This is a genomic window from Weissella muntiaci (assembly GCF_008107635.1).
In the GTDB taxonomy this organism is placed as follows: domain Bacteria; phylum Bacillota; class Bacilli; order Lactobacillales; family Lactobacillaceae; genus Weissella; species Weissella muntiaci.
In genome coordinates, this window is the sequence record NZ_SDGZ01000010.1 from 45,094 (window position 1) to 69,017 (window position 23,924).

General features: G+C 40.0%; 28 protein-coding genes and 1 tRNA gene. 5 read left to right on the forward strand and 24 right to left on the reverse strand.

Annotated elements, in window-relative coordinates; all coding sequences use genetic code 11:
• Window positions 1-364 precede the first annotated feature (364 nt).
• Window positions 365-946 (reverse strand): hypothetical protein, encoded by a 582-nt coding sequence (locus ESZ50_RS03130; RefSeq protein WP_148622142.1) that lies wholly within the window; start codon window positions 944-946, stop codon window positions 365-367.
• Window positions 947-967: 21 nt separating this feature from the next.
• Entirely contained in the window at window positions 968-1,528 is a 561-nt protein-coding gene (locus tag ESZ50_RS03135; RefSeq protein WP_187387536.1) for a DUF1643 domain-containing protein, read from the reverse strand.
• Window positions 1,529-1,924: 396 nt separating this feature from the next.
• Here ESZ50_RS03135 and ESZ50_RS03140 point away from each other — a divergent pair, with 396 nt between their 5' ends.
• Entirely contained in the window at window positions 1,925-2,563 is a 639-nt protein-coding gene (locus tag ESZ50_RS03140) for a DUF1361 domain-containing protein (protein ID WP_148622144.1), read from the forward strand.
• 709 nt (window positions 2,564-3,272) lie between these two features.
• Here ESZ50_RS03140 and ESZ50_RS03145 read toward each other — a convergent pair.
• The 6 genes from ESZ50_RS03145 to ESZ50_RS03165 all read right to left on the reverse strand — a co-directional run bounded on the left by ESZ50_RS03145 (window position 3,273) and on the right by ESZ50_RS03165 (window position 8,336).
• The gene (locus ESZ50_RS03145; RefSeq protein ID WP_148622145.1) at window positions 3,273-5,105 is read right to left on the reverse strand and encodes a VaFE repeat-containing surface-anchored protein; all 1,833 of its coding nucleotides are present in this window, start codon (window positions 5,103-5,105) and stop codon (window positions 3,273-3,275) included.
• A gap of 665 nt (window positions 5,106-5,770) precedes the next feature.
• Window positions 5,771-5,854: transfer RNA gene (locus tag ESZ50_RS03150), tRNA-Leu, on the reverse strand.
• A 64-nt stretch (window positions 5,855-5,918) separates the two neighbouring features.
• Window positions 5,919-6,425 carry an antibiotic biosynthesis monooxygenase gene (locus tag ESZ50_RS03155; protein WP_148622146.1) on the reverse strand — a complete coding sequence of 169 codons (507 nt, stop codon included), beginning with the start codon at window positions 6,423-6,425 and terminating at the stop codon, window positions 5,919-5,921.
• 145 nt (window positions 6,426-6,570) lie between these two features.
• Window positions 6,571-7,308 (reverse strand): CPBP family intramembrane glutamic endopeptidase, encoded by a 738-nt coding sequence (locus tag ESZ50_RS03160; protein ID WP_246111504.1) that lies wholly within the window; start codon window positions 7,306-7,308, stop codon window positions 6,571-6,573.
• The gene (locus ESZ50_RS11630; protein ID WP_187387537.1) at window positions 7,295-7,498 is read right to left on the reverse strand and encodes a hypothetical protein; all 204 of its coding nucleotides are present in this window, start codon (window positions 7,496-7,498) and stop codon (window positions 7,295-7,297) included. Before ESZ50_RS11630 ends, ESZ50_RS03160 begins: the two co-directional genes overlap by 14 nt.
• A gap of 4 nt (window positions 7,499-7,502) precedes the next feature.
• Window positions 7,503-8,336: a Cof-type HAD-IIB family hydrolase gene (locus ESZ50_RS03165; protein ID WP_148622147.1), complete on the reverse strand. Its 834-nt coding sequence runs from the start codon at window positions 8,334-8,336 to the stop codon at window positions 7,503-7,505.
• Window positions 8,337-8,588: 252 nt separating this feature from the next.
• Between ESZ50_RS03165 and ESZ50_RS03170 the strand changes: the two genes are divergently transcribed.
• On the forward strand, window positions 8,589-9,230 hold the full coding sequence (locus ESZ50_RS03170; RefSeq protein ID WP_148622148.1) for a deoxynucleoside kinase: 642 nt from the start codon (window positions 8,589-8,591) through the stop codon (window positions 9,228-9,230).
• Between the two features lie 48 nt (window positions 9,231-9,278).
• Here the strand turns inward: ESZ50_RS03170 and ESZ50_RS03175 are convergent, their stop codons facing one another.
• The 4 genes from ESZ50_RS03175 to ESZ50_RS03190 form a co-directional block, all read right to left on the reverse strand.
• Entirely contained in the window at window positions 9,279-10,250 is a 972-nt protein-coding gene (locus ESZ50_RS03175) for a LysM peptidoglycan-binding domain-containing protein (protein ID WP_148622149.1), read from the reverse strand.
• Between the two features lie 128 nt (window positions 10,251-10,378).
• Window positions 10,379-11,878, reverse strand: coding sequence for a glycerol kinase GlpK (glpK, locus tag ESZ50_RS03180; RefSeq protein ID WP_148622150.1), 1,500 nt, complete (start codon window positions 11,876-11,878; stop codon window positions 10,379-10,381).
• Window positions 11,879-12,013: 135 nt separating this feature from the next.
• Window positions 12,014-12,199, reverse strand: coding sequence for a 2-hydroxymuconate tautomerase (locus tag ESZ50_RS03185; protein WP_148622151.1), 186 nt, complete (start codon window positions 12,197-12,199; stop codon window positions 12,014-12,016).
• 22 nt (window positions 12,200-12,221) lie between these two features.
• Window positions 12,222-13,175, reverse strand: coding sequence for a YitT family protein (locus tag ESZ50_RS03190; RefSeq protein WP_148622152.1), 954 nt, complete (start codon window positions 13,173-13,175; stop codon window positions 12,222-12,224).
• Between the two features lie 195 nt (window positions 13,176-13,370).
• On the opposite strand from ESZ50_RS03190, the gene arsC reads away from it, so the two are divergent.
• On the forward strand, window positions 13,371-13,769 hold the full coding sequence (arsC, locus tag ESZ50_RS03195) for an arsenate reductase (thioredoxin) (RefSeq protein ID WP_148622153.1): 399 nt from the start codon (window positions 13,371-13,373) through the stop codon (window positions 13,767-13,769).
• 55 nt (window positions 13,770-13,824) lie between these two features.
• Here arsC and ESZ50_RS03200 read toward each other — a convergent pair whose 3' ends face one another.
• The 7 genes from ESZ50_RS03200 to rimM form a co-directional block, all read right to left on the reverse strand.
• On the reverse strand, window positions 13,825-14,031 hold the full coding sequence (locus ESZ50_RS03200) for a hypothetical protein (RefSeq protein WP_148622154.1): 207 nt from the start codon (window positions 14,029-14,031) through the stop codon (window positions 13,825-13,827).
• A 127-nt stretch (window positions 14,032-14,158) separates the two neighbouring features.
• Window positions 14,159-15,028 carry a class II fructose-1,6-bisphosphate aldolase gene (gene fba, locus ESZ50_RS03205; RefSeq protein ID WP_148622155.1) on the reverse strand — a complete coding sequence of 290 codons (870 nt, stop codon included), beginning with the start codon at window positions 15,026-15,028 and terminating at the stop codon, window positions 14,159-14,161.
• Between the two features lie 14 nt (window positions 15,029-15,042).
• On the reverse strand, window positions 15,043-15,654 hold the full coding sequence (locus ESZ50_RS03210) for a 5' nucleotidase, NT5C type (protein ID WP_148622156.1): 612 nt from the start codon (window positions 15,652-15,654) through the stop codon (window positions 15,043-15,045).
• A 354-nt stretch (window positions 15,655-16,008) separates the two neighbouring features.
• The gene (locus ESZ50_RS03215) at window positions 16,009-16,827 is read right to left on the reverse strand and encodes an AraC family transcriptional regulator (RefSeq protein WP_148622157.1); all 819 of its coding nucleotides are present in this window, start codon (window positions 16,825-16,827) and stop codon (window positions 16,009-16,011) included.
• Window positions 16,828-16,971: 144 nt separating this feature from the next.
• A complete protein-coding gene (rplS, locus tag ESZ50_RS03220; protein ID WP_148622158.1) occupies window positions 16,972-17,325 on the reverse strand; it encodes a 50S ribosomal protein L19 in 354 nt (117 codons plus the stop codon).
• Window positions 17,326-17,437: 112 nt separating this feature from the next.
• Window positions 17,438-18,187 carry a tRNA (guanosine(37)-N1)-methyltransferase TrmD gene (gene trmD, locus ESZ50_RS03225; RefSeq protein WP_148622159.1) on the reverse strand — a complete coding sequence of 250 codons (750 nt, stop codon included), beginning with the start codon at window positions 18,185-18,187 and terminating at the stop codon, window positions 17,438-17,440.
• Window positions 18,187-18,693, reverse strand: a complete 507-nt coding sequence (rimM, locus tag ESZ50_RS03230) for a ribosome maturation factor RimM (protein WP_148622160.1) — start codon at window positions 18,691-18,693, stop codon at window positions 18,187-18,189. Before rimM ends, trmD begins: the two co-directional genes overlap by 1 nt.
• 217 nt (window positions 18,694-18,910) lie before the next feature.
• Between rimM and pnuC the strand changes: the two genes are divergently transcribed.
• Window positions 18,911-19,699: a nicotinamide riboside transporter PnuC gene (gene pnuC, locus ESZ50_RS03235; RefSeq protein ID WP_148622161.1), complete on the forward strand. Its 789-nt coding sequence runs from the start codon at window positions 18,911-18,913 to the stop codon at window positions 19,697-19,699.
• Window positions 19,700-19,773: 74 nt separating this feature from the next.
• On the opposite strand, the gene ESZ50_RS11635 is transcribed toward pnuC, so the two are convergent.
• The 3 genes from ESZ50_RS11635 to ESZ50_RS03245 all read right to left on the reverse strand — a co-directional run bounded on the left by ESZ50_RS11635 (window position 19,774) and on the right by ESZ50_RS03245 (window position 21,531).
• A complete protein-coding gene (locus tag ESZ50_RS11635; protein WP_187387538.1) occupies window positions 19,774-19,935 on the reverse strand; it encodes a hypothetical protein in 162 nt (53 codons plus the stop codon).
• Between the two features lie 286 nt (window positions 19,936-20,221).
• Window positions 20,222-20,446: a hypothetical protein gene (locus tag ESZ50_RS03240; protein ID WP_148622162.1), complete on the reverse strand. Its 225-nt coding sequence runs from the start codon at window positions 20,444-20,446 to the stop codon at window positions 20,222-20,224.
• A 92-nt stretch (window positions 20,447-20,538) separates the two neighbouring features.
• Window positions 20,539-21,531, reverse strand: a complete 993-nt coding sequence (locus ESZ50_RS03245; protein WP_148622325.1) for a VOC family protein — start codon at window positions 21,529-21,531, stop codon at window positions 20,539-20,541.
• Window positions 21,532-21,683: 152 nt separating this feature from the next.
• On the opposite strand from ESZ50_RS03245, the gene ESZ50_RS03250 reads away from it, so the two are divergent.
• Window positions 21,684-22,196: a VanZ family protein gene (locus ESZ50_RS03250; RefSeq protein WP_148622163.1), complete on the forward strand. Its 513-nt coding sequence runs from the start codon at window positions 21,684-21,686 to the stop codon at window positions 22,194-22,196.
• A 57-nt stretch (window positions 22,197-22,253) separates the two neighbouring features.
• On the opposite strand, the gene ESZ50_RS03255 is transcribed toward ESZ50_RS03250, so the two are convergent.
• The gene (locus tag ESZ50_RS03255) at window positions 22,254-22,817 is read right to left on the reverse strand and encodes a DNA-3-methyladenine glycosylase I (RefSeq protein ID WP_148622164.1); all 564 of its coding nucleotides are present in this window, start codon (window positions 22,815-22,817) and stop codon (window positions 22,254-22,256) included.
• Between the two features lie 14 nt (window positions 22,818-22,831).
• Window positions 22,832-23,776: a VOC family protein gene (locus ESZ50_RS03260; RefSeq protein WP_148622165.1), complete on the reverse strand. Its 945-nt coding sequence runs from the start codon at window positions 23,774-23,776 to the stop codon at window positions 22,832-22,834.
• Window positions 23,777-23,924 lie beyond the last annotated feature (148 nt).

Consider the following 23,924-nt stretch of genomic DNA (forward strand, 5'->3'; position numbering starts at 1 on the left):
ATTTTTGGCACTATTTTAATTCAAACTTGCGAATAATCAGCATTTTAATCAACGTATTTCCTACCAACTTCAAACATAGATTGGTTAAAGTTCGACTATTAAATATTCAGATTCTTCGAATAGAATTAAATAATAAACATACGGAGGTATTGACAATGGCTGTCCTAATTCTGTTTATCGCTGTTACATTCATTTCACTTGGTATTAAAACGCAAATTACGAGTCGTATCGCTTATGGGACATGGCGCCTGTCTATACCACTAATTATTGGTCTGCTCTTGCTTCTCCTTGCCAGCTTTAGTTTTTTAATTTAAAAAAGGGATCTAACAATTTAAAATTGTCAGATCCCTTTCTCTTGGCTAAATTAAGCTCCTAAAAGCGTCATTAAGCGTTTACGATTAATGATTAAAATCATTGTAATATCCAGGCTAATCAAATAAATCGGAAAGGCGATTGAAATAAAGTTCCAATCTGTTACTGCGAAAAAAGTTGTGCTAGCAGAAAAGATCCCACCCATAAAGAAAATTGGGGTTTCCGTCTCCGGAAACTTCCAAGCCTTATATGCCGTTGGGACGGCCGCTAAACCGTCTGCAAGAATTGAGAACCAGATTGCCAAAACTGGATTCTTTGTCAACTGCCAAATCACCAATGCAAGGATCGAAACCGCTCCTACAATCAAATCAAAGCGACTAATATCCCAATAGGCATCTTTGTTTAAAAATGATGCGATAAAAATTAATAAGGGCATGAATCCCGACATAAATACTGGAATAACTGACCAGGTGACTCCGTTTGAAATTGCTGCCAATGTAGCAATCAAAGGTGCAATTGCCCACAATAGCCAAGTGACCTTATTTGGCTGAACCCGCCCTTTTAGGGTCGAATATATATAAAATGAACCGAACGAAAAGGAAACAACCGCCCCCACTAAAACTAAATATTGCATTACCCCTCCTTCTTAGATAACCTACTCAAATAACTCCGCGTTTGAATAAGACAGATCATACTCAAATCGTTGCGCATCTTTAAATGATAAATACAATGGATGATGTGGATTTCCACTCTTTAATTTAGCATAGCCATAGACGCTCACGTGTTCTTCACGAAACAAATCCAAAACCGCATCTCGCCCCCGCAGTAATTGCTGTTGCTTTGGTACGCCCCACGCACCCCAAACTTCAGTAACATGATACTCACGAACGAAGGTTCTAATTGCCTTAATATTCCCCTCAATCAACCGCTCGTTAAGTGGATCAAGGTCGCTAGCATTCGTTGCTCGTTCGGGGTAAATACTAATTGTTGCCCAACCATCATAATCATCTAACATCATCGAACGCCGGATGATCGTATTAACGGTCGCATCACTGACCCCAGCTTGCGCCTTGGACGGATTCATACCGAGGACAACCAACATCTTCTCACCATAATGACCAAGAACATAACGATAGGGTTGATAAGTTTTTGGTACGATAAAATTTGGTTCTTGTCCTAATGGATACTTATGATTTTGTTTCGTGATCTTCGTCATAATCATCTTCCTTACTACTGCTTCGCTTCATGATAACACATCGCTTCACCTCTGTTATCACGATATTGTAAGCTAAACCATATATTTGCGATGAAAGGCTTGCTTCCGCATCCAATTTGATAAATAATGTTATCTATATTCAGGAAACAGTTTTCTTGATTTCCCCAATATTGCAGCAAGCCACTTCAAACTATATCACTACAATTATTCTTCTTTGTCTGGTCAGGCGGGTGAGCATAATTTAAAATGATAGTGGCTTGTTGCTTTTTTTGTCAAATTTCTTTTTCAAAAAGCCTGCAACATTAAGTTTATTCTTAGAAAAGAACATTCAACTTTCCCAGCTAACTAATATCAGCTATACTAAATAATATTTACATTAAGTTAAGGGGGAACACCATGCAGCCAATCCTTAAAAAACATGCCGCACTTTTAATCAACTTGACTACACTAATACTAATTATTTTTATCTACTACTCTGGTTCGCGCTACCAATTTCTAATTACTAATCTTGGCTTAGCTTTGATCCCATTCAACCTCAGTCTTATGGCTCGGCGACTTCCCCATAAGTATTTGCAAATCCCCTTGGCCTTAATCTGGCTAATTTTTTACCCTAATACAACGTATATGCTGACAGACTTTAGTCATTTATCATCAATTGGTACCGGCTTGGCCACACCCTTTCAGTACTATAATTATTCGATCTTAACTGGTAGCATCATCCTTGCTGTAATCATTGGTTTGATTAGCATGGAGATCATCGTAAACGTCCTGGTTAAGAATGTTCTTTTAAAAACCCTTAGTTACACGGTACTTAGTTTTATCTCAGCCTTCGCCATCTATATTGGCCGGTTTATGCGTTTGAACTCTAGTGACTTATTGCTCAATCCCAGTCGTACACTTCAAGTAATTCTTTCGGCCAACGAAAGAGACTTGCTCATCTTCGTATTTTGCTTTGCACTCTTACAACTATTCTTAATCTTTATTTTCAAGTTAGCCGTTGACTATGCTACAACTAATTTGAACGAAATCAATTAATATACATAAAAAGAGGCGCAACCATGAACCAATGTTCAAAGTTGCGCCTCTTTTTGAGAGTTAATTAAAACCAGCCGAAAAACAAGCCCATTACAATTAATCCGACCACAATTACGATTAAAAGTAGGCTTGTCATCCAATTTTCACGATCCCCAAACCAATCTTTCATATGCTCCCCCTATATCAATATCTGTGATTATCATATTCAATCATCGTTACCTATATTACAACAGTTCCGAGTCCAAGTTGCAAGCGTTTTCAATTAATTGATTTTATCATACTCATACAGAAAAAAAGACACAAAATTAATGTTTGAGATTACGACTCTACTAACTAAAAAAGCATCCTTACACTCCTTTAAAATAAAGGTTTGCAAGGATACTTTGGATGCCACCGACAGGAATCGACAAGAATATTCCTACTTAATTATAAATGGGACTCAGAAACGATTTATAGTAACTATTTAGGACTGACCCCGATTCGGGTCTTTTTTTATTGTCCTTCAACTTTTTGTCCTGCAATCTTTTTTTTTAATTCTTTAATATCTTGGTGACGAAATTTCGATGATTGAGAGTTTGTAGCTTCGATATTACAAATATCTAGCTTCCCCCTCTTCTATGTCTTCCATGGTTCGTACAAGATTTTTTCGTAATTTATGCTTATGAAAAAACACCTAAATGGTGAATACCAATTTAAGTGTCATTTTTAATTATTTAGTCTCTTTTTTAAATGCAAATACTGATAATCCGATAATGACAACTAATCCTAGAATACTTAACCATGCCGTAGCTACCATGCCGGTATTTGGTAATTCTGAAACTGCTTTTACATTAACCGTTTGACCTGAATCGTTAATATCTGCGTGTGTAGCAATAACAGATCCATCAGTTTCTAAATTTTCGAATACAACTAAATCTTTCCCACCGAGATTTGAGGCATCAAAGTTGAACTCAACATTTACCGATCCATCTACCGCAGTAGCCAAGAATGTTGCAGTTCCAGTTATCTCTTGCCCGTTTATAACCAATGGAGTATTTGTACTCTTATCCATCAATTTACCACTAACTGTATAACGCTGACCCGGGGTCAGATTTGTATATTCAACTTTATCAACAATCGTAACATTGTTGGTTGCGTCAATGGACTTATCCCCGTCCATTTTATCGGTAGCTGTTGTGCGAATCGATGGCATTGTTGGTTGATTTGGCTTAACTGAGACGGTTTGCCCAACATCATTCATGTCTTCATGAACTGCAACTACACTACCGTTAATCGCCAACTTTTCAAATACAACTAAATCTTTTCCTGCCAGATTAGATGCATCAAAATTGAAGATTACATCAACCGTCCCGTTTACAGAGGTGGGAATAAAGTCTTTACTAGTAGTAATTGTTTTTCCATTTACTATTAGCTCCTTACCCGTAGTTTTGTCCATCAAGGTACCGGTAACTTGATATGATTCCCCTGGAGTTAGATTAGTATAAGAAACACTATCTTTAATTGATACATTATTTGAATGTTCAATATCTTTATCGCCATCAGAATTATCCACTGCTGTTGTATGAATCTCTGGTACCGCTGGAACTTCTGTACTCCAGTTAAATGGCGCTTTAGCTACTTCATCTTTTCCAACAGTCTTATCTCCAATAACGAGGGCCTGTTGTTGACCAGCACTCGGACGATCATACTTCATAAATGTGAACTCTGTTGTTCCACCAGTAGCAATAAGTGTTGCTGAATTTGTAGCAGTCCCACTTGGAATATTTAAGGTGATTGTTGATGGAACATCAACTTCAGGACCTTCTGTTGAAGAAATATTTGTTGTCTTTCCGTCAACCGTTACCGTTGCCCCTGATACGTCCTTGTCGAGAGTCAATTTAGCTTTTCCTGTTAAATCGTGTGGAGCAGCCAACTTAAACATTTGCGAATGAGAATCATCCGTTGATGTTTTTGTCAAAGTAATGCTTAGATCTTCATCGACCCATTTGCTTAAATTCTCTGTTGCAGCGGCCAATTGAGGGTTCGTGATCGTAAACTTGCTCATATCCTCTGTAGGAATAATTTTATGAACCATCCATTGGGTAGCAGTAAAGGCATCAATGTTGCTTAATGTAGTGACCCCCTGCCCCTTATACACAGTTGTTCCAATCTCAGTATAGCCAAGCTTCAATAAATTGCTTAACTCTTTCTTTTGGGTGTTTGTTAAGTCATCGACCGGATTAGATTCACCATCTGGGGTCATTTCACTGAAGTTTAGGCAATATGCTAATGAATTATCCGTTATATTCTTGAATTTTTGTCCATTCCATTCGTTTCCATCCTGATCCTTCGCGAATCCAGTTATAATACCATTGTTGTCGATATTAAGATAGCTTCCGCCCGTAGAAATACCATCAGACCATGTGCCATTACTCCAAGTCACAGGTTCAAATTGCTTCGTCCCCGTTAAGTCGGCGGCACTTACTTTTGCACCAGTTAACGGAGAGATAAGAACTTGAGCCAATACAATCGCTGTTCCGGCTACTCCAAACCACTTTTTCATAATAAAACCACTCCCAAAATTATTAGAACGAACGTTCAAACAATATTCTATAACTTAACTGATGCTTAATCAAGCAAAAAAAGACCAGCTAATAATAAATTAGCCTAGCAACACTTCAATATTCATACTTGATTAAGTGCTAAATTGCATGTACAATTTATTTGTGAAATGTTTAACAATTCCGAAAGGGGATTCACATGCCAACTACTACTAAAGAAGAGACGTACTATCGCCTAGCATCAGATATATTGAGGATGAAAATTATCAATGTTCATGCCGCTGTTAAACTAACAGGACTAAGCAGGGACGAGGTAATCAATTTTGTTATCAAGAATGACTACCTCCGTCTATATGACGAAGTTAATGAGGTGTGGTACAACGAAAGCACCGAGGGACATTGCTAATTATATGTATTGTTCCAAGTCATTCTTAAATCAAAAAACACCTCTAAACGGAAATTGATCTGCTTAGGGGTATTTTGATATGAAATAAATAAAAAATGAACTATCTTGCTTTTTTTTCCGTTTAAATCTTACACTCAACATAGGCGAACTTCAGCCAAATTGATTCACCATTCATTTCAATTTGAATAAGTAAAACGCCGACATGTAGGCGTTTGTGCCTATATATCAGCGTTTGCTCAATTTATTGAAAATGCCCTAGAATGCCGCCGACAGGAATCGAACCTGCACGGGAATAATCCCACACCGACCTGAACGGTGCGCGTCTGCCAGTTCCGCCACGGCGGCTTTAACAACAGTCCTATTCTATCAAAAAATGGAACCGTTGCCTAGTAAAATCTGACTTACTGAATTAAGCTTTCGTGAAAGCTGCAAAACTATAACTTGCTCGACGCAAATTATAACTTGCATTGGCTCCTTCATAACGCTTCATTGGGAAATCGTCTTCTTGTGACCAAGCTTCCCACTGCCCCTTTGTATTCCAAGTTGACAGTAATACTAACTGATGATCATTATTGGTCCGTTGTAGCAAAAACGATGACAGACCGCCATGTAAGTTTCCTTGGCTCAAAAATGCTTCATAACGTCTGATGAAGTTATCACGTTCTTGATCGTTCAACGTAATAAAGCTAAACATCAACCACCCACGCAATTCTTCATCAGCACCAGCAGATGATAATACCTTGTAAGATGTTGGCATAGCAAAAGCTGATTTCGAATCATCAGTTAACTCAATCAACATTCCGCGCAAGTGATCACTATCGTCAATGCTTAAATGAATTGGGCGATCCAAGTGCTTGCTACGAATTTCATTTAAAACTTCTCGTGTACCAAAAGTAGTATGAATGTAACGTGTCATAGTAGTACCTCCTACATGTCCTATTGTATATTATAGGCTTTTTCCTTACAAAAAGCAGGCAGATTCTTTTTTTATCTATACTCTCTTCATGTTTTGCGCATAACTGGCACTAAAAAAACTGGGATGAATATTCATCCCAGTTTACCTATTTAACATTCAAGGCCATTGCAATTAACATAATCGCCGCAATACTGTTATTTAGCATGTGTAGCCCGATCGAATACTGAATTTGCTTTGTTTTCTTATAAACAACCGCCAGTACAATTCCCATGCTTGAATATTGTAAGAATGCAAAAATGTCAAAACCACCATAACCCGCTAAATGGAAGTAACCAAATAGCACACCCGATAGAATCACATTGATCCACCAATTACTACCTTTAAAGAAATAATTCAGCACTACACCGCGAAAAATGATTTCCTCTAAAAAAGGTGCGACTAATACTGATAACGCAAGAACGAACGCTAATGCGCCAGGTCCCTGCTTCGCCATCTCTTCCAAGGACTGCTGGTTTTGAGCAACCTCAACACTCCCTTTCAATAAGGTTTGGATAATCCCTAAAACTGCACCAACTCCTAGAACCATTAAGTAGCCCCAAAGGATCCAGATGATCTTTTCACCCTGAACACGATGAAAGCCAAAGTTTGGTGAATAAGGTCGGATACCCCATTTAGCAATTACCCAAAAGGCGCATGCAGTTAGCACCACCATCATTAGCACACTTGCCGAGATTGGACCAAATGTATTCCGTCCAACGCCACTGATTGATCCAAGAAACTTTGATGTTAATACACCGAGCAATTGAATGATTACGTCGAAAAACATCCCCACAATAACCCAAATTACCCCAATCAACATCATCTTAATACTACTTTTTTTCACGATCTCGCTTCCGTTTCTTCTCATTTAGTGTAAGTTTAGTCATGATAACAGAAGTCATGATAAATAGCATCACAATTCCAAAAAAGGTGAGCGTCTTATTCCAAGCAAAAGTTGAACTTAACACCATTAGTCCAATAAATAATCCGAATAATACCACCGCAAAAATAATTTGTTGAGCATGCGCCCGCATTTGCTTAGTTCCCTTCTAAAACATAGCGTTCAATAATTTCTGCAATTGCGCCTTCATTATTGGTCCGCTTAGTGACTACATCCGCTGCTTCCTGAACTGTCTCAATACCATTTGCAACTGAAATGCCTAAACCAGCCGCCCTAATCATTGCAATATCGTTATTGTTGTCACCTACAGCAATGATTTCTTCAGCCTTGATGCCTAGTTTTTCTCCCAACAGTAACGCCGCCGCACCCTTATCAACACCAGCTTGATTAAATTCGACATAGCGCTGTGATGAAAAGGTTGCTTCGACGGCTGTCTCTCCAACCGCTTCGATAACTGCTAATTTAATCTTTTCGCGGGTTGCCGAATTTGGCGACTCAAAAATCACTTTCATGATCGGCTTGTTCATAAGAAAATCAATCTCAGCATTATCAATCACTTCAAAAGGGACCGCCCGCTCTGCCATATATTTCTCGTCACTGGCTGATAGGTTATAGATATACAACTGATCAATTGTATAGATATGGGCATCTACAGTTTCATCAACTAATCCCGCTTTAAAGATTTGGTTCGCCAATTTAAAGTCCATCGCCCGACTTAAGAAAACTTGATTATTTTCATTTTCAATAATTGCCGCACCATTATATGAAATCACAAACTGGTCAGCCTTGTTATACAGTCCCAACTCTTTCAGTAAGGGTTGTACTGATAGGTATGACCGACCAGTATTAGGCACAAACTTAAAGCCTTGTGCGCTAGCTACCTTAATTGCGTTAACATTTTTTTCATTAACCGTTCCGTCGTCATTCAACAATGTTTCATCTAAATCGGAAACTAGTATTTTATAGGCCATTAATTCATCCTCGCTTAACATTCTTATTATATTGTACCAAAATATGGCATTTCAACAATTACCATGGGCATAAAAAATACCTTTCATATTTATATTATCTTTTTAAAAAAAGCTCGGTCTTTAACATGCTATTTCTCATCAAATGTCAAGAATTGTAATCTCCTTTTTTCTCCGTTATTATAAATGACAGAGCTTTGATTCTTGCCAGATTTTGGCAAGCGAAGATAAAATTTCAGCGGAAGAAGGACTACCATGGTGATTATCACAGCAGGTATGATCGGTGTTGGTAAAACAACTCTTACAGAACTAATTTCTACTCATTTAGGAACTGAGGCTTTCTTTGAGCCAGTCGGTGAAAACCCAGTTTTGCCACTCTATTATGCCGATCCTAAACAATACGGCTTTCTACTACAAATCTATTTCTTGAATAAGCGATTTGCGATGATCAAAAAAGCTCTTGCTGATGACAACAACGTCTTAGATCGCTCAATTTACGAAGATGCTTTGTTTACCAAAGAAAACCATAGTTCAGGTAATATTTCAGATGCTGAGCTTGATGTTTATATGACCCTGCTTAATAACATGATGGATGAGATTAAGTCTATGCAAAAAGGCCGACCCGATTTGATGGTCTTTGCGGACGCAGATTTCGAAACAATCCTTTATCGTATCAAGAAGCGTGGCCGCGACTACGAACAATTTGATGATAATGATGAGCTACGTGCATATTATTTCAAGATGTGGTCAGCTTACAAGCAATGGTTTGAAGAATATGACGCTTCACCAAAACTAAAGATTGATCTACAAAAATATGACTTAGAAGATGAAACCAATCGTCAAGCAGTCCTTAATGTTATTGATACCCGCCTTGCGGAACTAGATGCACAAAATTAAGTTAGTTAAAAAATACCGAAGCAGTTAACTGCTTCGGTATTTTTATTTTTAATTCACACTGCCGATAAAACTAGGCCCGTTTGTAGCATCAAAAGAGGCGAACTGGACTTGTCCGGTTTCAAGTGAAACGCCGATGTACAAATTACCACCCAGTGAAATCGCTACGTTGTAACTAGCTCCTTGGGTGCCCCAGAATAGTAAATCACCTGCTTGTGCACTGCTGGTATCTGTACTAATCGTACTGCTCCCTTCAAGCGCAATCGTTGAGGCAGGTAGTGTAATTCCAGCTTGTGCAAAGACTTGACTCACGAAGGTCGCCGCCGAGATACCAGTGACTTGTTCATTTGCCATCGTCTGGGCAACACTAACCACGTCGCTCTTTTCAGCATCCGTTAATGAATTATTGCTATTGCTTTCCCCGGTCGCTACATTTGTCGAGTCATTTGCATCTGGGACATAAATGACCGTCCCTATTTGTAGCAGACTCAAGTCAGTTTGGTTCGCTGCAACAATATCGTTGACCGTTACACCAAATTGTGTGGCAATTGCTGTTAGCGTATCGCCATCTTGAATGGTCACTTGCACAGTATTAGCCGGCTTAACCTGTGGTGTTGTGCTGGCAATCGCCGCACTTTCCGCTGGTGTCACAGGTGCTTCAGATGGCGTTGCCGTTGCCGCCTCGCTACTGGTTGATTGCGAACTTGCGCTCTTATCAACTGTCACAACAGCGTTATCCGTTTGATCCTTCTCGACAACCATCCCATTTTGTTTGCTTGTTGCCTTTTTTTCTTGCGATTGTGCAACTTGTGTCGCAGTTCGGACGTTTGTTTTGTCGTCTGCACTGCTAACTTTGGCGAAGGTATTTTTAGTCTGACTAGTTGCTTCAGTTGCTGGATCGCTTACCTGACCTTCTGCCAACTTTTCAACTGCCGCTTGAACGCCTGGAATTTGCGTGGTTGCTACTACACCAATAGTTCCGGCAACACCCGCAAAGACCGTTCTCTTTGAAACCTTACCCATGTTCGTCCCACCTCTTTCATAAAAACAAGTGTCATAAATATAATTGCTAAGATAATTTTATTATACCTTATGTTCCCATCGGAAACGGTTTGTTCACAATTTTTCCCAATAAAGAACTAATTTAGTAATTATTTAAAAAATTGTGTTGCTGCAATCGCCTTTTTCCAGCCCAGATATGCGCGTTCACGCTCTTCTGCCTTAGCATACTCTGGCTGACGAACAATCACCTCACTTGCATCAGGTAAGTCGGCAACTGATGCCCAATATCCAACACCTAAACCGGCCAAAAAGGCTGCACCTAGCGCTGTTGTTTCAACTTGCTTAGGTCGTGTAACCTCCATTTGTAACAGATCTGCTTGGAATTGATGCAAATAATCATTAGCCGCACCACCACCATCAATTACCAAGCTTGAAAGGTCAATTGCTGTATCCTCAGCCATAACGGTCAAGACATCCCGCGTTTGATAGGCCAATGAATCCAAGGTTGCCCGTACAAGATCATTTTTAGTCGTGGCTCGTGTTAATCCAAACATTGCGCCTCGAGCCTGCTGGTCCCAATATGGGGCACCTAGTCCAGAAAAAGCAGGTACCAAATAAACCGGTTCAGGATGTTGTTCATAACCGCGTTGTGCCATATCCGAAGTATCTTTGGCTGATTTGATCAGATTCAGACCGTCACGTAACCACTGCACAGCCGCACCGGCAACAAAAACCGACCCTTCCAATGCATACCTAACTTCACCATTAATGCTATAGGCAATTGTCGATAGCAAGCCATTATTGGATTGCGCCACATGATCCCCAGTGTTCATAACAATAAAGGATCCCGTTCCAAAAGTGTTTTTCACATCACCGACATTAAAGGCCTTATGTCCAATCAATGCTGCCTGCTGATCACCAGCAATTCCCGTAATTGGTACCTGAATCCCAAAAAAAGCAAAGTCGGCCGTGTAACCAAAGTTACTTGATGACTCCTGCACCTTAGGTAACATGGCTCGTGGAATGTCAAATAATTCTAACAATTTATCATCCCAATCCAAGGTATGGATGTTATACAACATCGTTCGACTAGCATTTGTCATGTCACTAGCATGGATGGCACCATTCGTTAACTTATACAGCAACCATGTATCGACTGTCCCAAATAGTAGCTCCCCTGCCTCAGCCTTTTGGCGTGCACCAGGTATATTCTCCAACAACCACATAATTTTAGTTGCTGAAAAATATGCGTCAATCCACAAACCTGTCTTTTCGTGAACCAGCTCAGTCAACCCCTGCTTTTTGAGTTCCTCAGCAATCTGACTAGTCTGCTTAGATTGCCAAACAATCGCTGAACTAATCGGCTCACCAGTTTTTCGGTCCCAAATAATTGTCGTTTCTCTTTGATTAGTAATTCCGATTCCGGCCACTTTATAAGGCGCTACATTTGCTTGAATAACTACCTCTGCCATAACTTGCCTGGCATCATCCCAAATTTTGGTTGCGTCGTGCTCAACCCAACCGGACTCTCTAAATATTTGTGGTAGCTCTTTTTGGGCAGTTGCGATTGCTGTCCCACTGTGATCAAAAAGAATTGCACGCGTGCTAGTTGTGCCTTGATCTAAAGCCATAATATATTGGTCGGTCATCTTGGCCCCTCATTTTCGTAATCAATATTTATAACTATATTTTAGGACACTAGTTATATAACCGTCTACTAATTTAAACAATTCTTGATTATCGACAAAAAAATACCATGATGCTGAAGCATCATGGTATCCATATTAACCTTCTGAGCGAAGCTTTCCGCCATCCATAAAGCGTTCTGCACGCATCTCATTAACAATCACTTTGATTGCCGAGCGTGGCGCTCCAGTGTTCTTTTCAACGGCATCAGTAATCTCTTGCATCATTGCTTTAAGTTGCGCATCACTGCGTCCCTCAACAAGTTCTACGTGAATAAATGGCATGCTAATCTCCTCAATTTCTGTATTAGTTTTTAAACTTTTCCGCTTCTTCATCTAAATTCAGTGCTTCTGTAATTTGCGCTTGAGCCGCGATTCGTTCATAACGAATTTGACTTTGTAAATCTTCATTCCAGAAGTTATTTGAAGTTTCAACGGTGTTAACAATATTAATAAACGCTTCCGGATCAATCGTTTTAGTTAGGATCTCCATCTCACGTAATTCATACCGTGACAGGACCATCATCAATGTACTCGATGGCTCTTGGGTATACGCCCCGAAAGATGGCATAATCGTAATTCCGCGTACAACACTTTCTTGAAGGGCCTTTGCAACTTCGGAAGAACGTCTTGTCACGATAAAGGCGGTTAACTTCTGGTAGCGAGTATGAATCGAGTCAATCGCAATCGTTGTAATATAGATTCCAATAATTGTGTACATCGCATTCTGCCAACCAATAAAGGTTCCTGAAATTAAAACAATCGCCCCATTGATGAAGAGTGTGATGAACCCAATTGACTTACCACTTGCCTTTTGAACAGCAGCTGCAACAATATCCATCCCACCTGTTGAGAAGCCGAACTTAAAGGTGATCCCAATCGCAACTCCCATTAGCAAACCACCAAACATACCAGCTAAAATTGGCTCCTGATGGACTAAACTGACTTGTGGCAGGAGAATTTGTAAGCCGTTGGCAAAGAAATTCTGTAAGAAGGACCAAATCGTAAATTCATGTCCAGCCCACTTCCACCCAACAAAGGCAACCGGAATATTAAAGGCCATGATAATCGCCCCTACTTGTAAGTTCCAGCCGAACATTGCATGAAAGAACAAGGAAATTAACTGGGCGACACCATTAAAGCCTCCCGAGAAAATGTTATTTGGAATATAGAAGAAATTCATTGACATTGCTACCAGAAAGGCTGAAACAATGAAGACAATTATTTTGATGCTATATTCGCGTGTACGCGTTTTAGCCACAAGCCACCCTCCATTCTTTTTTAATTATTTCATTATCACACATCCAAGCCATTGAAACCAGCACCTTTTATTAATTTATCGGCTAGATTTCACCACCCCAGTAACACCCACCTATAATTAACCAAAACCAGATTGCCAATCTTACTACAGCGGCCCATAATTAAACTATCAGATAAGATTAGGTGGAATTCACTAATGAAAAAGATTTATTTCATTTGTACTGGTAATGCTTGCCGTTCTCAAATTGCCGAAGGTTATGCCAAGACCCTAATGCCGGGCTGGGAGGTCCGTTCCGCCGGTGTTGAAGTTCATGGTTTGAATCCATACGCCGTTCGGGTTATGGCTGAAGATGGTTTCGACATCTCACAACAAGAATCAAAGTTGATTGATCCAAACTACTTTGTGGCCTGTGATGTCATTGTCACCTTATGTGGTGACGTCTTGGACAAATGCCCCGTCATTCCAGCAAACCTCACCCACTATCACTGGAATTTGAGTGATCCTGCTAAAACACACGGTGATGATGCTGAGATCCTAACGTCATTCCGTAAAACACAGGCTTTAATCAAGGCTCACATTCAAGAAATTATCTAAAAATAAATACGCCGAACTCAATACAAAGGTTCGACGTATTTTAAGCTGTCGGATATCATTCTACCTTGCTACTCTTTAACTCCTGTAGCTCACGTTTAAGACTTTCAACTTCATCGCTCAACTCCGTCAAGTCCTGTCTTCTAGTCAACTCGTCACGTAATTCTTGATCAGTCATTTTCGGTAATGTCCGTGAATTGGCTAATCCTTTATCTATTGCAAAATAAATCGTAAGAAACAGTACCGCCAAAATTATAACCATCATAAGCGTTTCTCCAAAGTGAACTCCACTAGTCATACCAAACACTGGTATTATCTGATGCTCATCAATAACCACAAAAAACATTCACCAGACACGGTAAATGTTAATTAACTTCAAAATAAAAATTCAACTAGGCCTTGTTTGCAGAACCGAAGACGTCGATCCGCTCTTCAATTGCAGCTTGAATAGCATCAACACCCGGCTTCAATAACTTTCGTGGGTCATAATTCTTTCCCTTTAAGTCTTCATCTGATAGGATGAACTTTCGCAATGCTTCATGGAAGGCCCATTGCGCTTCAGAATTAACGTTAACCTTTGCGACACCCAAACGAATTGCTTCTTTGATTTGGTCGTCAGGCACACCTGAGCCACCGTGCAAAACAAAAGGTAACTTATGACCAGTTGCATTGCCGAGTTCCTTCAAATGATCAAGTGAAAGTCCTTGCCAGTTTTCAGGATAACGACCATGCACATTACCGATTCCAGCAGCTAGTAGATCAACACCCAATGCGGCCATTTCCTTTGTCTGATCAACATCAGCAATTTCGCCCATTCCGATAATTCCATCTTCTTCACCACCAATTGAGCCAATTTCAGCCTCTAAAGTGATGTCATTCCAATGTGCTGCTGGAACTAACTTTTGCGTCTTCTCCAAATTTTCAGCAAAATCCAACATTGATCCATCATACATAATTGATGTAAAGCCATCATGAATAGCTGCCATGGCAGTCTCGAAATCACCATGATCCAAATGCAATGCAACTGGTACAGTGATACCCATTGCCTCATCTAGGTTCTTTACCAAATTTGCCACAACTTTAGTACCACCCATATACTTAATTGCACCAACTGAGGCAGCCAACATAATTGGCGCCTGCTTTGCTTGAGCAGCACGTAAAATTGCTTGTGTCCATTCCAAATTGTTGATATTGAAAGCCCCTAACGCGTAGTGCTCACTGACAGCCTTATTTAACATTTCTGTTGGATTTACAATTGTCATTTCTCAAATTCCTCTTATTTCATTTCCCAATCGGCAAGTTCCATTGAAGCATCGTCTGCACTCAAGGCATACTTAAAACGTGTGTTAACCGACGCGACGGCCGTCCGTGCGTCTAGACTCTCCGATGCGGCCAAATTGGCTACAAGTGTTAGAAAAGCTGGTAATTCACGGTCCCAAGTTAGACGTTCATCGTAGCCATATTGAATCCAGACCGTTTGATACTTTTCGCTATCCCATTCTGCGGCACCATGATAAGGTCGATCATCAATCAAGATACCACCCTTTCCTCGTGCAACATCCTTGGTATGAGCCATAATAACTTTTTTATAAAAAGGACTTGTTGGACCATTACCAAAATGTTCTGTCAGCCACGCTAACTTATCCGACCAAGAACTCACGTTATTCCAAGGAGCAGTCGTCAAAATGTATAACTCTGCGCGGTCCGCCAGTTCTTGTACACCAGCGACTGCTCCATCAATCGGCTCCAAGTTCCGGAAAATTCCTGGAATCTGATCAGGCTTCTCAACACCAAAATCAACAGCCAAATCCGTTGCTCGATTTAGAACTGGTAACGTATTTACCAGTGTATTATCCATATCTAAAAAAATATTTAGTTTTTCTGTCATATTTAAAATCTTCCTTTTGCAGGTATACCATTTGAATAAAGTTAGGATACATGTCCGACAACTCTATCTCAAGGTTGCAAATCGTTCACTCACCATACCTGTTTGTTTGTAAAATTTAACTACATTCAATATTCTAGTGTAAAAAAAGAACAAAAAGTGCACTAAACATCTGAAAAAACGATAACATTCGAAACATACCGTGCAACATCACAAACTTTTTCATACCTATACCATTCTAAAAGAAATATATTTTCAGCTTTTCGGAATCTCGACCAATTAACTAAACCCAATTTTTAAGCACACAAAAACCCCTCTGCTTGAAATAATTCTATACCAAAGGGGTCATTTTTATTTTCAGCTTTGCCATTTGCGATAAGTCAATGGGGTCATCCCCATCTCACGTTTAAATATTCGTGCAAAGTATCTGGGATCCGAGAATCCCGATTGAGTCGCAATTTCACTGATCTTTAAGTTATGTTTATTTAACAACAATCCTTTCGCAAATTTAATGCGTGATTGTAAAATATATTGGGTTGGTGCCATTCCGAGATAGTCATGGAATAATCTACGTAAATATTGTGGTGAAATAAATAGACTGTCCGATAGATCCGATATTTGAATATCCTCAGCAATGTGCTGACCAACATATTCCGTAACCGGTACGATATACCGATCGTAATCATCACCACCTGAAAACTTTGCCCGAAAATCTTGATATAAACCAAATTTGATAAAAAATTCATAGGCAAGATTTGAAATCTGATAACTATTTATCCGACCTTCTTGAACCATGTAAAAAATCCGATCAATAATCTCTGCTTGCTTGCGCCCTTGTTGTACATCTAAGAAGATTTGTGTTTGATCACCCAAATAATCTGCCAGTTGATTCACGATTGGTCCATGAAAGGTAGCAAAGTTAATCCGCCATTCTTGATCAATTGATACAGACTGATAGCGATGCGGTACACCAGGAGCAATTAAAATCCCCATTCCTGGGCGCAATTCAAAACGTTCATCATTTACAAAGAACTCGCCAATACCGCTCTCAGTCTGCAGCCAATGATAATACGGGAAACCCTTTTGTCGCGCAACTGAATCCTGGTGCCAATTTTTACCCATATCTCGCGGCATCACCGGCAAGTTTTCACTCTCAATATTATAAAACGCGCCCATTCGTCAGGCTCCTCCTAGTGTACCGTAATTAATTTTATCTTAGCAGACTATCCACTTAAAATAAAGCAATGACAATGTTCCTTCATTTTCTCGAAAAAATAAAAGACTACCCAATTAATTGGGTAGTCTTTTATTGAATTGATCTTAACGACGCTTCTCTGGAATACGAGCAGCCTTACCATGTAGGGCACGCAAGTAGTACAACTTAGCGCGACGAACACGACCGTAACGAACAACTTCAATCTTATCAACACGTGGTGAATGGATTGGGAAAGTACGTTCAACACCAACACCGTTAGAAATCTTACGAACAGTATAAGTAGCTTGGATTCCCGTTCCCTTACGCTTGATTACAACACCTTCGAAAAGTTGCACACGTTCGCGTGAACCTTCGACAATTCGTGCGTGAACACGAACTGAATCACCAGCACGGAATTCAGGAATGTCCGTACGTAGTTGTGATGCTGTTAGCTTCTCTAGCAAAGCATTTTGACGCATAATTTAATCTCCTCTGATAATCATATACCCCTTGGCCAGCGGATTACCGATATATTTTTAGTGAATAAACACTAAAAATAAATTTAACATAATTAACTCTTCTAAACAAGTCTTAATTTTCTGAATCGTGACTGGCCTCTTCATCAACGACTTCTCTCAGTAACTGGCGCTCTTCTTTTGTGAAGTTATAATGCTCCAGCAAATCTGGTCGTCGCAAATACGTTCTACGTAAGGACTCTTTTTTACGCCAAATCGCAATATTACCGTGGTGTCCACTCATTAAAACATCTGGAACTAGCATGCCACGAAAATCAGCTGGTCTTGTATATTGTGGATATTCTAGTAGGCCAGTTGAAAATGAATCATCGACAGCCGACATATCATCACCCAGCGCATCCTCAAGTAGGCGCACAGTTGCATCAATCACGACCATCGCACCAAGTTCGCCACCAGTCAATACGAAATCTCCCAGCGAGATTTCATCGGTTACCAACGTGCGAATTCTTTCGTCATACCCTTCGTAATGTCCAGCAATAAATGTTAGATGCTCTTCCTGAGCCAATTCTTCAGCCATTTTCTGATTGAAGGGCTTACCGGCGGGGTCCAATAGGATTACACGACCAAAGTCTCCAGCAGATTCCTTCACATGATCCATTGCATCAAAGATTGGTTGTGGTGTTAGTAACATCCCCTGTCCGCCCCCATAGACAACATCATCGACATTATTATGGCGGTTATTGGTATAATCGCGGAAATCAACCACATTAAAATCAACCAAGCCACGTTCAACAGTTTTACCGATAATCGACTCACGCATGGGCGCAAACATGTTCGGGAAAATACTTAAAACGTCAATTCGCATTAATCAAGTCCCTCCAAGAAATTGATTTTCGCCTGTCCTTGCTCCAAATCAATCTCAGTCACCACGTCCGCAATGTATGGAATGTACAATGGATTCTTTCCAGCGCGCTTTACAACCCAAACATCATTAGCTGGCAATTCCAGAATTTCGCTAACTTGTCCCAAAACTGACCCATCAGCATTATCAATTACATCCAAGCCCACGATTTCGTGATAGTAATATTCATCATCAGCTAACTCCGTCAGCTGGGCCTCATCAACCATCAAATCACGGCCCTTATACTGTTCAATCAGATTGATGTTTTGCAAATCTTTAAATGACAGTAATATGAACTGCTTGTGCGGACGAACAGTTTGAATCGTAACTTCAACCGGCGTCTTCCCGGCAATTACCAAGCTTTGTCCCTTTGTAAATCTTTCTTCTGGGAAATCTGTTGTAGCAATCACACGGACCTCACCTCTAATGCCATGTGTATTAACAATCGTACCAACCTTATATAAAGCCATTGTGCCCTCCCGGCAATTCAATTCTTAACTAATATAATCTTTTTTTGTCTCTTCAATTATCCAAACATCAAAAACCTTTGTCAATCTTTAAAAAAGTAACAGAGAGTTATGTACAAACCTGGTTTAATTTGGTAAAGTAGAAAAATCGTTTCCATTTACAAAGCGATCGAAATTTATGAAGGGGCTAGGCTTAAAAGCCTAGTAAATCGGTATTATCATGCAAAATACATCAAATCAAACAGGCGTAGATCAGTCAAAACCGGTCTTTTTCGATCTCTTTAAACCAGCTTGGTATGTTGAACAAATGTCAAATTGGACAACGGTTAGTTATATTCTACTAGCTTTTGGGATTGGATTTTTGCTTTCTCAAACCATTGCGGCTCCGATCACACCAATTGCAATCTGGACTTTACTCGCGGCAGTGCTAGGATTCACAACAACCCTCGCCATTACAAATGCCCGCCCATTAAATGGTGTCTTTGGTTTAATATCGGCAGTCATCTATATCGTCGTGGCCTTACACGCAAAAAATCCCGCTGATGCAATCTTACAAGGTGTTTACATTATCTTGCTGGATCTACCGGTTTTGGTCATGCCTGGTTGGGCTAAAAATGTGAACGCTCGCGTTCGCCGAATTTCCGAAGTTGGTGGCCGAAAAGAACGCTTTTCAGCAAATTTTTGGTATACTACCTTCGCAATCATCTTTATTTTGGCATGGTTGGCACTTTATTTCTTTGAAATTAAGCTAACCCACTCTCCACGACCATTGATTGATTCTGGGACTGCCGCAATTGGAATTGTCGGTGCCTTAATGACAACTCTTCGTTTTTCAGACAGTTATTACTTCTGGATCGCTCAAGGAATTGCTCAAGTTATTCTATGGGGTGTTACGGCTTCACAAGGCGACGCTTCTCTTGTATTGTTCTTTACCTATATGATGTATCTAGCAAATGATGGTGTCGCACTCTTCGCTTCACCATGGTTTAAACACAGCTTACGCGGATAAACATTAAAAAAGGCTTGCCTCGTTCTGAAAATCCATCAGAACGGAGCAAGTCTTTTTACATCGCATTAGCATAATCAAACTGCATAACCCCGAAAGGCGATATCCTGTTCGATTAAGATTCCTGCATAATCACTATCTTCTAACTTCTCATTAGCTTTAATAATCTCAGCAGTTCGTAAAGCTAAATCAACCTTTTGTTGACGCATTAAATAGCGATAATATTCCTGTTTATTCATATTCTCACCTCATTAACTGTCTCGTTTTAATAATCACGTCCATATTAACCTAACCGAGCATACAGCGTTAAACTTAAAGTCGCCTTATCTAGCCTGATAAAACAAATATATTAAAATGTTGATCGTTATATTTATCATCAAAGCAACCTTAAATGGTGTAAATCACTTCTAGCTCAAATTAAGTTTAAATTTAATTATAGTCATATTTTCAAGTCCCGCAAGTTTTCTGCTTTGAACAAAAAAAGACATCCATGTAAAACACACGGATGTCTAGTCAATATTAATATCATTGGACGAAGAATGCTTGTAACAAAATTAGAGTTGCCCACATCGCTAACGAGAATAACGCATTCCGGCTACGTTCAATCAAATAAGTTGAAATTGCGGCACCAAAAACAAAAACTAAACCTATAAAATTAACCCACTGGCTACTATTAACCCAGGATACGATAATCAAAATTACTCCGATCATCGAAGCCAAATTTGTCAGTTGTTTTTGTCTCAATCGCATTTAACTCACCTTGCTTCTTTATAATAACTACTTTTATCATACCACAAAGTAGCATCGCCTTCTAATGGAAGCATTCTATTAGCCCGGCGAGTCTAATCGTTGCGAGTGCTGCCTTGTTCATCATGAATCGCTCGTATTTTACCATCATTCTCTAGATGACCTGTGCCTGTATATGATTGAACATCATCAAAATATACACCCTTTTTTGCATAATGCGCCAGTAATTCAGCTCGTTTAGCTTCAAAACGTGGTGGAATTGCAAACGTTGTTCCAAGATCAAAGAGTGCTTCGTCAAGCGTGAATCCAGGATTGGTCGTTGCCAATTCGACTCGATTGCCACCTGGTTCAATAAAGTATGCTGAGCGGAAATATCCACGATCAATGAAGACCTCTCGAGTATATCCTAGTACTGCAGCACGTTCCCAATAATATTTTAAATCAGCTTCACTCTTTACAGCCAAAGCATAATGATCCGTTGATCCACGACCGAAACGAGAGTCAGGCGCATCAGTGGCTGTTTGCACTAGCTCCAAAGCTTGAACCCCGCCCAGATCAATGACGTTACCTTTTACAGGTACTTCTAATAATTGCTCGAAAAATCGTCCCGTCGCGGCAACATCGGGTACATGCATCTCGGCACCAATGACACCTGTAATTTGAAGCTCAGCTGGCACATCACTCATATAATTAATATGCCAATCAAAGGCGGTATCATCGGTCTCCTGAAGGCGAATTGGAATTTGGTCATAATCAACGAAATGCAGGCGCCCTAGACCATCGACCGTAACCTCAAATCCGGCCTCTGTAAGACGCGTCTGCCAAAAGTTAGCTGAGCCTGTTGGAATTGAGAAGTGAATGCCACTAAAAAAAGTTTTCCCATCTGTCCGCTCACGAAAATTATCAATCGGAAAGAATGTTACAACCGTTCCCGGTGTTCCCATAAAATCACCATAATAGATATGCCGACGCCTTGGGTTAGCCTGATTAATTGAGTTCTTAATGAAGCGGAGACCTAAAATTCCAGTATAAAAGGCAAAGTTTTGCTGAAAATCCTCAGTCAATAATGAAATATGATGCGTTCTCATTGTCATGGTTAATTTCCCGTTTTTCTTTAATTTAGTATTTAACATTATTATAATGCTTTTATTTTCATTTACAATTAGTAAGTTAAATATCAGACTAAATTCGTGCTATGATAATGGACAGTCATGCAAAAATAAAAGTGAGTACAATTCTAATGAAAAAGCATTTTATTAATGGCAACGCCTGGCTATTGATTGGCCTGCTTATTATGACGGCACTGTTTTTTAGCTCTTCACAAAGTTATCAATCACAGAGTCAAGTCAGTAACCTTAGCCAACTGCTTCCGAGCCAGCCATTTGCCAAACAGTTAAGTCAAGTTCATTTTAGCTACGCTGGTTCAAGCGTATCCATTGAGCACCTTGGTTATTACAAATTTGTCGAGTTCTTCCTGCGTAAATTTGCACATTTCTCAAGCTACCTTCTACTTGGTATCAGTTTATATTTAGGTATTAAGAATAGATTCAATATCAGGCAACTACTCCCAATCGTTGCAATCACGACTTGGCTTGCTGCGACCGGTTATGCCAGCCTCGACGAATTACATCAGATGTACACTAGTGGTCGCTCGCCATTATTTCAAGACGTACTGCTCGATAGTATCGGTGCCCTCACAGGAATCGTGATAATTTTCTTAATCAGTATACTAACGCTTCGCTATAAAAAATAAAAGAAAACCGGAAACTTGCAACAAGTTTCCGGTTTTCTTTTATCCTTCTATTTCAAATCAGTCCAGCAAAGCCGCATAGCGAAAACATGCTTGAGCGTGGTCGTTAATTACACCAATTGCCTGCAAATAGGCATAAATTGTTGTCGTTCCAATAAACTTCATCCCACGTCGCTTCATGTCTTTACTCATCCGATCAGATAAGTCGTTTCGTGTTGGAATATCCTGCTCAGTAACGATATGATGTTGCTCAACTTTACCATTCGTGAAAGACCAGATGTAGCTGTCAAAAGACCCAAATTCAGCTTGAATTTCTATTACCTTCTGTGCATTAACGATTGCCGCTTGAACCTTTAATCGATTTCGGATGATCCCTGGATTATTCATCAATTCCAAGAATTTTTCTTGGTCAAAAGCCGCAACTTGTTGAATATCAAAGTTGGCATACGCTTCATAGAAATTTGCTGTTTTCTTGAGAATTGTAGCCCATGACAGGCCAGCCTGATTCATATCCAAAATCAATTTAGCAAAAAGTGCCTGATCATCGTGAATTGGCGTCCCCCAAAATGTATCATGATAGGCGCGCATTTCATCGCTTGTTTCACTCCAATGGCATCGCTGCATAACATATATCCCTTCTAATCAAACTTACTATCACGTAGTTGCTCACCAATCTCAAATTTTACATCTTCGAGTGGCATTTGATAACTTGGCACTTGCTCAAAACTGACACCTTGCCGCTGATAGTAGCGTAATAAGGCCGCTCGTTCCGCTTCAAATCGTGGTGGCAAGGCGAAGGTCGTTCCCAAACTATTTAAAGGCTCATCCAATGTAAAGCCTGGTGCCATTGTAGCAAATTCAATTCGATTACCACCAGGCTCCAACAGATAAACCGATGTGAAATATCCGCGGTCAACATATGTTTCCCGTGTATAGCCCAAATTTTCCGCCTCTTCCCATAGCTGATCAAGTTCCAAGCGGTCAGCAACCGCATAGGCAATATGATCAACAGAGCCACGACCCCACACATGCTTTGTCGTCATCTCAGTTTTGACCAACTCCAATCCAGTCTCTGTTCCCACCACATCACGCAAGAACTGTTGGCTGGCTTCTATATCTGGAACCCCCATTGTTGTCCCCAAGATGCCAGTTAACTGTTTGGTTGCTGGGACATCAGTTAGTGGATTCACGTGCCAATCACGTAGTTGACTATCTGTCTCCTGCAAAATGATCGGAATTTGATCAAAGTCCTCGAAAGCCAAGCCCGTCTCAAGTTCTTTCACAGTAATATTAGCTTCTGTTAAACGTTTAGCCCAAAAGCCACTTGTACCGTGTGGAATTCCTAATTTTAACCCGTTCAAAAAATTACTACCTGCTTCACGTGGTCGGTCAAAGCGTTGATCTGGGAAGAAAGTCAGCACAGTTCCGGGAGTCCCCATAAAATCACCATAGTAGACATGGCGCATATAGATATTTCCCTGGTTCACTGAATTCTTGATTAACCTTAAGCCTAAAATACCAACGTAAAATTGAAAATTACGGTCAAAATTTCCCGTCAGTAACGAAATATGATGAATTTTCATAACCAGTACCTTCTTAAACTAATTCATATTTGCAACACCTTTATTCTACCATTTTCAATTAAACGTCCAAATTAAGCATTAATATACTATCTACCAGGTATTTCACATACATATACCCAGGTACTTTACAGGTAGATATCAGGCAAAT